This window comes from Streptomyces viridiviolaceus, assembly GCF_014650995.1.
Classification (GTDB): Bacteria; Actinomycetota; Actinomycetes; order Streptomycetales; family Streptomycetaceae; genus Streptomyces; species Streptomyces viridiviolaceus.
This window is the reverse complement of sequence record NZ_BMWA01000007.1, coordinates 349,655-357,733: the sequence shown is the minus strand read 5'-3', so window position 1 is coordinate 357,733 and position 8,079 is coordinate 349,655. Positions and strand designations below refer to the sequence as shown.

Annotated in this window: 7 protein-coding genes; 1 reads left to right on the top strand and 6 read right to left on the bottom strand. The window is 72.0% G+C overall.

Going from position 1 to position 8,079, the window contains the following annotated elements; genetic code table 11:
• Positions 1–172: 172 nt before the first annotated feature.
• The 6 genes from IE260_RS12525 to IE260_RS12500 all read right to left on the bottom strand — a co-directional run bounded on the left by IE260_RS12525 (position 173) and on the right by IE260_RS12500 (position 5,904).
• Positions 173–721 (bottom strand): cupin domain-containing protein, encoded by a 549-nt coding sequence (locus IE260_RS12525; RefSeq protein WP_189870975.1) that lies wholly within the window; start codon positions 719–721, stop codon positions 173–175.
• Between the two features lie 56 nt (positions 722–777).
• Complete coding sequence (locus IE260_RS12520) at positions 778–1,977, bottom strand: acyl-CoA dehydrogenase family protein (RefSeq protein WP_229880686.1); 1,200 nt, start codon at positions 1,975–1,977, stop codon at positions 778–780.
• Between the two features lie 26 nt (positions 1,978–2,003).
• Positions 2,004–3,350 (bottom strand): FAD-binding oxidoreductase, encoded by a 1,347-nt coding sequence (locus IE260_RS12515; RefSeq protein ID WP_189870973.1) that lies wholly within the window; start codon positions 3,348–3,350, stop codon positions 2,004–2,006.
• Between the two features lie 98 nt (positions 3,351–3,448).
• Positions 3,449–3,967: a flavin reductase family protein gene (locus IE260_RS12510; protein ID WP_189870971.1), complete on the bottom strand. Its 519-nt coding sequence runs from the start codon at positions 3,965–3,967 to the stop codon at positions 3,449–3,451.
• 270 nt (positions 3,968–4,237) lie between these two features.
• Positions 4,238–5,149, bottom strand: a complete 912-nt coding sequence (locus tag IE260_RS12505) for a zinc-binding dehydrogenase (protein WP_189870969.1) — start codon at positions 5,147–5,149, stop codon at positions 4,238–4,240.
• Positions 5,149–5,904, bottom strand: coding sequence for an SDR family NAD(P)-dependent oxidoreductase (locus IE260_RS12500; protein WP_189870968.1), 756 nt, complete (start codon positions 5,902–5,904; stop codon positions 5,149–5,151). The genes IE260_RS12505 and IE260_RS12500 overlap by 1 nt, the downstream gene beginning before the upstream one ends.
• Positions 5,905–6,353: 449 nt before the next feature.
• Between IE260_RS12500 and IE260_RS12495 the strand changes: the two genes are divergently transcribed.
• Positions 6,354–8,009 (top strand): FAD-binding oxidoreductase, encoded by a 1,656-nt coding sequence (locus IE260_RS12495; RefSeq protein ID WP_189870966.1) that lies wholly within the window; start codon positions 6,354–6,356, stop codon positions 8,007–8,009.
• Positions 8,010–8,079 lie beyond the last annotated feature (70 nt).

Sequence of the window (8,079 nt, the reverse complement as noted above, 5' to 3'; positions counted from 1 at the left end):
TACGACTCGAGGTCCGCGATCACTGCGCGCAGAGCCTCGGGGTCGGGGTACTCGGGCTGCTGCGCCGCGGGCAGGTCCCGCCAGGAGTACCGGGCCTCGACGGCCTGCCCGGTGGCGGGGGCCGCCGGGTCGGGGGTGACGACAGCGGGTTTCGGGGGAAGCAGTCGGGTGCTCACCGGGGTTCCTCCGCGGCCTGGTACAGATGGTGGCGCTCGCCGATGGCGACGACCCGGGGCAGGTCCTCGGCCTCGGGGGGCGGCGGCGGGGTGCCCGGGACCGGCGGCGCGCCCGCCTCCAGGAAGAAGCGGTCGACTCCCGACGGGCTGAACAGCAGCAGCTGGCGCGCGGTGTGGATGCCGTTGTTGCGGAACCGGTGGGCGGTGCCCTTCGGGATGAAGACGAAGTCTCCGGGGCGTACCTCGTAGGTGCGCCCGCCGGCCGTGATGTCCAGCTCACCGGAGAGCAGGTAGAACGCCTCGTCCGCGTCGGCGTGGATGTGCAGCGGAGGCCCTCCTCCGGGGGGAACGGACGCCTCGAGGAAGGTCAGGGAACCGCCGGACTCCTCATGGGTCAGCTTCACGGTGTAGGCGTCACCGCTGAGCCACACGGACCGGCCCTGGCCCGCCGGGACGTGGAGGACGTCACGGTCCGGCTGCCGGGGGTGTTCGTGGTCGTGGTGGTGGTCGGAGCTGTTCGTCGGGGAGGTGGTGCTGTACGACACGGTTTCGTCCTTAGGGATCTCTTGGCGCCTGGGCAGACCTGCGATGCCGGTGGCCCTCAGAAGAACGGGCTGCGGGACTCGCCTCCCAGCAGTACCTGTCCGGTCAGCTCCAGGATCGAGTCCTGGGCCACGGCGTGCTGGCGCATGGTGTGGGCGTCGCGCAGCCAGCGGTCCAGCGGGGACCTGTCGCGGTAGATGGAGGAGCCGCCGACCAGGTCGAACAGGGAGGACACGATGCTCCGCGCGGTGCGGAAGGCGTGGTAGCGGGCCAGGGCGGTGGCGGTGCGCTGCCGTGCCGTGGTCTCGTCGCCCCGTTCGAGGGCGGCCCACTGCTCCTCCAGGCTGGTGTAGACGGCGGCGCGTGCCGCGGCCAGCTCCATCTCCGCCGTGGCGAGGGCCGTCTGCACCCGCGGGCTCGCGGTCCAGGGCGTTCCGCTCTCCCGGTCGACACGGGTGTGCGCGAGGTCCCGCACGTGGTCGATGGCCGCCCGCGCCATCCCCAGGGGTACGCCGGACATCTTGCGCAGGATCGCGTCGGGGGTGGCGTGCAGCGGGCCGGTGCGCCGCGGCACCCGGAAGGAGAAGGAGTGCTCCTCGGGGACGAACAGGTCGGTCACCTTGTAGTCGCAGCTGCCGCTGCCGGCCAGTCCCGTGGTGTACCAGGTGTCCACGATCTCGTACTGCCGGGGACGGGCCACCATCACACGCCAGTGCACCGGGTCACCGGTGACGGGGTCGGTCTCCGGCGCGCCGTCCCGGAAGACCTGGCAGCCCGCCACGAGCACCTCGCAGTGGGTGGAGCCGCTGCCGAACCGCCAGTGTCCCGACACCCGGTAGCCGCCCGGCACGCGTTCGGCGCGTCCCTGCGGGTGGATCCAGCCGGAGTTCGGGGTGTCCAGGTCGCCGTAGAACTCCTGGACGGCCGCTTCCTCCAGGTAGCCCGCGTAGATGCCCGAGTCCATGCCGATCATGGCGCACCAGGCGGTCGAGACGTCGCCGGTGGCCAGCGTCTCGATGAGCTCGGTCTGCTGCATGGAGGTGAGTTCCGGACCGCCGCGGTCCTTCGACACGGCGGCGCGGAAGACGCCGTTGCGGCGGAGCAGGGCGACGACGTCCTCGGGCAGCCTGCGGCCCGCCTCGATGTCCGCGGCCCGCTCCCGCAGGAACGGCACCGCCTCCCGGGCCTGCCGCAGTATCGCCTCCGCGGTGCCGGGGGCCTCGGACTCCTCGAAGTGGCGCTGCTCTGTGATGGTCACGTTGTCCTCCAGTGGGGGGTGGTGATTCAGGCGTACCGGCCGGGTGCGATGACCAGGCGGGGGTCGAGGGTCTGCTTCAGCCGGCGGACGAAGGCCCGTGCGGCGGGGTCGCCGGAGAGCCGGTCCACCCACTGGTGGTGGTCGGAGTCGAGGCGGTAGGGGTGGAAGCCGGCTTCGGCGAACAGTTCGTAGGTCCGGTCGAGCGCGCGGTGCGCACGCCGGGCGTCCGGTGCGGTGCGCGGGAAGCGGAAGGAGACCACGAGGTCGACCACGTCCGCGTCCAGGGCGTTGATGGTGGAACCGGCCCGGACCCCGGTCTCGGCGTGGACCTGGGCCAGGAGCTCCTGGGCGCGGGCGACGGCGCGGCCGGTGAAGGGGATCAGCGGCAGGAAGAAGAGCCATCCGCCGCCCTCGGTGTCGACCCGGTCCGCGTCCTGGCCGACGGCGGAGCGGAGCATCGTCTCGTTGCGCGAGGGGTCGCCCGCGTAGAGCCGCTCGACCGCCTGCGCGACCATGTCGTCGTCTGCGGGGGGATGCTCGTCCGAGCGCAGGACCCGGGTGAACAGTCCGCTCGCCCCGGCCTCTTCGCCGAGGACCCGGCTGACGGCCGCCACGGACCGTTCGGTGCCGCTGACGCACAGGTGGGCCAGGTACTCGTCCGCGTGGCCGCCGTAGGACTGGGTGGAGACGGTGTCGTAGACCTTCAGCACCCCGGAGACGAGTCCCTGTGCCGTCCAGCGGCGCAGTTCGTCGATGGCCTGAACCAGCCGGCCGCTGTCGAACCCGAGGCGCAGGACGCACTGGGCTTCGGGGCGGGGCAGCAGCCGTACCACGCCCGCCGTGACGATGCCGAGGTCGGACTGGGTGAACAGGGCCAGCGGCGACGGGCCGAGGCCCTGCGGGTTGACCGCACCCGGGTGTTCGCCGTGCGGCCACCAGCCGACGCGCAGCAACTCGCCGTCGGGGAGGACCACTTCGAGCCCGGCCAGGTCCAGGGTGCGCTGCCGGCGCAGGCCGACCCCCCGGTCGACGATGTTGCCCAGCACGCTGGTGTGCCCGGAGGACGCGGTGACGTTGAGCATCCGGTCGGTGCCGTCGAGCAGCTCGGCCAGGCGCAGTTGGGTGACGCCCGGTTCCACGATCGCCCAGCCGCCCTCGACGTCGAGGTCACGGATCGCGTCGAGGCCCTGGAGTTCCATGGTGACGACGGAGTCCCGGGCCGGTTCACGGGAGCCGAGGCCCCAGTTGCGGCCGGTGCTCAGGGCCTGGAGCCGGGGACCGCCTTCGGTCCGGGCGAAGGCACGGACGGTCTCGCGTACTTCCTCGACCGTGCGGGGGCGCACGACGCCGTAGATGTCGCGCGGGCTGAACATGCTGACATTCGCCCCGGGCGGGAGGGGCTGCGACGTCTCGCCGACCGCGCGTATCGATGCGGTGGGAATTCCTGCGGGAAGAACGGACAAGGCACACCTCACTTGATTTTCGTACCGATAATTCCGCGGTGGAACACCAGCGGTTCGCCGTCGTCCGCGCCGTGTCCGATCGAGTCCACGTGGGCGAGGAAAAGGCTGTGGTCCCCGGCCTGGACTATTTGTTCGACGGAGCATCGCAGCGTGGCCAGGGCGACCGGCAGTACGTCGCGCTCGACGGCGGCCTCCAGGGCCGTACCGAGCGGCTTGTCGCGGGAGGCGAACAGTCCGGCCGTCGCCGCCTGCCGGTCGCTCAGGAGGTGGACCGCGAAGGACCGGCTGTCGCACAGGACGGGGTGGGCGCGGGCCGTGTTCAGGACGCTGACCAGGATGCGGGGCGGTGTCAGCGAGACCGACATCAGCGCGTTGATGGTCATTCCCACGGCCCGCTCGCCGCTGCCGGTGCACAGCAGGGCGACGCCGGTCGGGAACAGGCGCATGGCCGAGCGCAGGTCGACGGCGTCGGCGGCCGGCTCCGGGATGTCGATTCGGGGTGCGTTGGAGTAGACGGTCGTGGACACGGGTCCTCGATTCACTCGGCAGCCGGGCCGGAAAAACGCCTGGCTCCCGGTCGGCAGTTTCACGATTCGTTCTCGAAGCTCTGGGAAATAAGCTAGTCAGCCGGTCCTGGGAATGGCCACTGATAACTCGGGCCGTTGTCCGACTACTTGACTACTCGGGTGAGTAGATTTCCGCTCGTATCCTGTGGTGCGAAACACAGCGAAAGCGCGCCGCCGAAAATTCGGCGACGCGCTTCGGAAAACGGTGGACGGCGGGACGGGGCGGCTGGTTCAGGAAAGGGTCAGCACCGCCTTGCCGCGGACACGGCGGGCGACGACGTCCTGCGCCGCCTGGCCGGCCGACCGCCAGTCGGCCTCCCGGCCCACGGTCACCCGCAGGCGACCCTCGCCCAGCAGCCGGGCCAGATGGGCGAGGTCGGCGCCGGTACGGCCACCGGCCTGGATACCGACGAGGGTCAGCCGCTTCTCCACCAGCCGGTAGGGCGCCAGTGGTGTCTCGCGTCCCGAAGTCGCCCCGATGGAGACCACCGTCCCGTCATCGGCCATGACGTCGAGGAGTTCCCCGAGCAGCGGACCGCCGACGTTGTCGAGCAGGACGTCGACCGGGCCGCCGATCCGGGCGGCGCTCGTCACCACCTGGTCCGCGCCCAGCTCCGCCAGGCCCGCTCCTCGTGCCGCGTCGCCTACGACGGCGACCACCTCGGCGCCCTGGAGCCGGGCGAGTTGCACGGCGAAGTGGCCGACCCCGCCCGACGCGCCGGTGACGGCGACCCGTTGGCCGGGCCGCACCCCGGCCCGGCGCAGCGCGCGCAGGGCGGTGAGGCCCGCGACGGGCAGCGCCGCGGCCCGCACGAAGTCGACCTCGTCCGGGAGCGCCGCGAGTTCGTCGACGTGCACCGCGCGCAGCTCCGCCCAGCCGCCGGACCAGCCCCAGGTGACGACGCGGGTACCGGCGCCGGGACCGGCGCCCGAGGCGGCGGGTTTCTCGACCGTGCCGGCGGCGTCCCAGCCGGGGACCGAGCCGTCCGGGGCGGTGGCGTTGCCGGTCTGCGGCAGTTCGCCGTGGTTGAGGGAGGCGGCGGCGACCCGGACCAGCACCTCGTCCGGCCCCGGAACGGGGTCGGGGACCTCGGTGAGCCGCAGCCCGCCGGGTGCGGTGTGATCGACGACGAGCGCGCGCATCAGAGGTTGGATCCGCCGTCCACCGCGATCGCGGCACCGGTGACGAAGGACGCCTCGGGCGAGACGAGGTAGGCCACGGTGTGGGCGATCTCGTCGGCCGTTCCGTAGCGGCCGAAGACGTTCTGCGAGCGCTGGTACTCGGCGCTGGGGCCGTCCGCAGGGTTCATGTCCGTGTCGATGGAGCCGGGAGCGACCTGGTTCACCGTGATCCCGCGCGGCCCCAGGTCGCGCGCCAGTCCGAGGGTGAGGCCGGAGAGGGCGGCCTTGCTCATGGCGTACGCCGTCATGCCCGGTCCGGGGACGTGCGTGGCCAGGCAGCTGCCGACGTTGACGATGCGGCCCCCCTCCCCCATGTGCCGGGCGGCGGCCTGGGCGGTGAGGAAGGCGCCGCGGGTGTTCACGTCGAGCGTGCGGTCCAGGACCTCCAGCGACGTCTCCTCCAGGGCCGGCATCGACATGTCCATGTAGCCGGCGTTGTTGACCAGGATGTCGATGCGCCCGAACTCGCGGGCGACGGCGTCCACCGCCGCGCGGACGGCCTCCGGGTCGGCGGCGTCGGCGGCCACGGCCAGGGCGCGACTGCCCGCCGCGCGGATCTCCTCGGCGACCTCCTCCGCCTGGTCCTTGTTCCGGGCGAACGTCAGCGCCACGTCGGCCCCGTGCGCGCTGAGCCGGCGGGATATCGCCGCACCGATCCCCCGGTTGCCTCCGGTGACCAGAGCCGTCCTGCCTTCGAGATTCCTGACGATGTCCATGCGCTCAGACCCGTTCCCTTGGTGTGTCGGGGGCGTTTACCGGGCCGGTGGCGGCAGTGCCGCGGGGCCCCGGTGCGGCACGACCATAGGGTCGGTTCGGAACGGCCCTCAAGGCGAATCCGCAGCTCCCGGCGTTTTCTACCCGCGCCGGTAGGGGTGGGTAGCCGTCGACTACTCGCGTCATCAGTGGCTTGCCGGCCGCGGCCGTTCTAGCGTCGTTCCGTGCCCCGGCCGGCCGCGGTGGGTACGCGGCGGCCCGCTCTCGGCGGACGTACGCCGTCCGCGCCGGACCCACCGGTCGTGTCCCCACGGCGAGCCGGCGAGCGTGCGGAGCGCGGGGAGACGGGTGCGGAGAAGCCCCGGCACCGTGGCCGCGGCACAGCCACCCACTCGGCCCGTGGCCGAGGCCCCGGCACGATCACGTCCCACCCCAGCCAAGAGGGGAAACCATGTCTTCTGCACGTCTCGGCCGTCGGTCCGTTCTGGCGGGTGGTGCCGCCGCGGCGGGTACCGCGGCACTGGCGGCCACCGCGCCGACGGCTGCCGCGGCGCCCGGTGCCGGCACCGGCGCGACCGTCTCTCCTCGGGACCCCCGCTACGAACTGCTGACCACCGGCATCAACAAGCGTTTCGTGGCCCGTCCCGAGTACATCAGGATGATCCGCTCCGCGGCGGACGCCGAAAGAGCGCTGCGCGAGGCGTACCGCTCCGGCAAGCGGCTGTCGGTGCGCAGCGGCGGCCACTGCGTGGCCGACTTCACCTGCAACCCCGAGGTGGAGGTCATCCTGGACTTCTCCGAGATGACCGGCGTCGGCTACGACCCGAAGTTCCGGGCGTTCTACGTGGACGCCGGCGCCCGCCTCTACAACGTGTACGAGGCGCTCTACAAGGGATGGGGCGTCACCATCCCCGGCGGTGTCTGCCACAGCGTGGGCGCCGGCGGTCATGTGTCGGGCGGCGGCTACGGCATGCTGTCCCGGGCGTACGGCCTGGTGGTCGACCACCTCTACGCGGTGCAGGTGGTCGTCGTGGACGCGCGCGGCAAGGTGCGCACGGTCGTCGCCACCCGCGAGGAGGACGATCCCAACCGCGATCTGTGGTGGGCGCACACCGGTGGTGGCGGCGGCAACTTCGGGCTGGCGGTCCGGTACTGGTTCCGCTCGCCGGACGCCACCGGAAGCCGGCCCGGCGACCAACTGGTCAACCCGCCCTCCCGGGTGTGGACCAGCGCCCTCGACTTCCCCTGGGAGCAGCTCGACGAGGCCTCGTTCGGCCGGCTGCTGAAGAACTTCGGCGACTGGCACGAGCGGCACAGCGGCCCGGACGACCGGTACCGCCACCTGAGCAGCCTGTTCAACGTCAACGCCAAGGGGTTCGGCCGGCTGAGCCTGTACACCCAGATCGACGCGACGATCCCCGACGCGCGCGCCCTGCTCGACGCCTATCTGGAGGAGCTGCTCGACGGCACGGGCATCGAGCCGGTGCCGATGGAGTGTCCCAGCGGCGAACTGGCCGCGATGCCCAACCAGTTCCGGCCGACCGAGCTGCCGTGGCTGGCGGCGGCGCGGATGCTCGGTGCCCCCGACCCGGTGGGCGCCAACCCGATCGCGCGGGTGGGGCTGAAGTCGGCTTACTTCCGGCGCAACTTCACCGACCACCAGGTCGCCTCGCTGTACCGGTTCCTGTCCGACCCCGAGCTGGACAACCCGGACACGACCCTGGTGCTGCTGTCCTTCGGCGGCCGGATCAACGGCGTCGAGCCGCAGGCGACGGCGAGCGCCCAGCGCGACTCCGTCTTCAAGGTGATCTTCCAGAACATCTGGTCGGACCCGAAGCACGACGCGCGCTACATGCGCTGGATCCGGGACTGGTACCAGGACGTCTTCGCGGAGACCGGGGGCGTTCCGGAGATCGACGGCGTGACCGACGGCTGCTACATCAACTACCCCGACACGGACATGGCCGATCCGCGCCACAACCGCTCCGACCTGCCCTGGCACACCCTGTTCTACAAGGGCAACTACCGCAGGCTGCAGGCGGTCAAGGACCGCTGGGACCCGTCGAACTACTTCCGCCATTCGCTGTCCGTCACAACGGGGCGCTGACCCTTCGCCGGTGAGGCGCACGGCCCACGGCGGCCGTGCCGTCTCCCCGGCGGCGACCGGAGGTTGAGCA

What these genes read in the sequence shown, in the direction of transcription:
- IE260_RS12500 (WP_189870968.1), bottom strand. Translation starts at nt 5,904, where the DNA reads ATGGACATCGTCAGGAATCTCGAAGGCAGGACGGCTCTGGTCACCGGA.
- IE260_RS12495 (WP_189870966.1), top strand. Translation starts at nt 6,354, where the DNA reads ATGTCTTCTGCACGTCTCGGCCGTCGGTCCGTTCTGGCGGGTGGTGCC.
- IE260_RS12515 (WP_189870973.1), bottom strand. Translation starts at nt 3,350, where the DNA reads ATGTTCAGCCCGCGCGACATCTACGGCGTCGTGCGCCCCCGCACGGTC.
- IE260_RS12505 (WP_189870969.1), bottom strand. Translation starts at nt 5,149, where the DNA reads ATGCGCGCGCTCGTCGTCGATCACACCGCACCCGGCGGGCTGCGGCTC.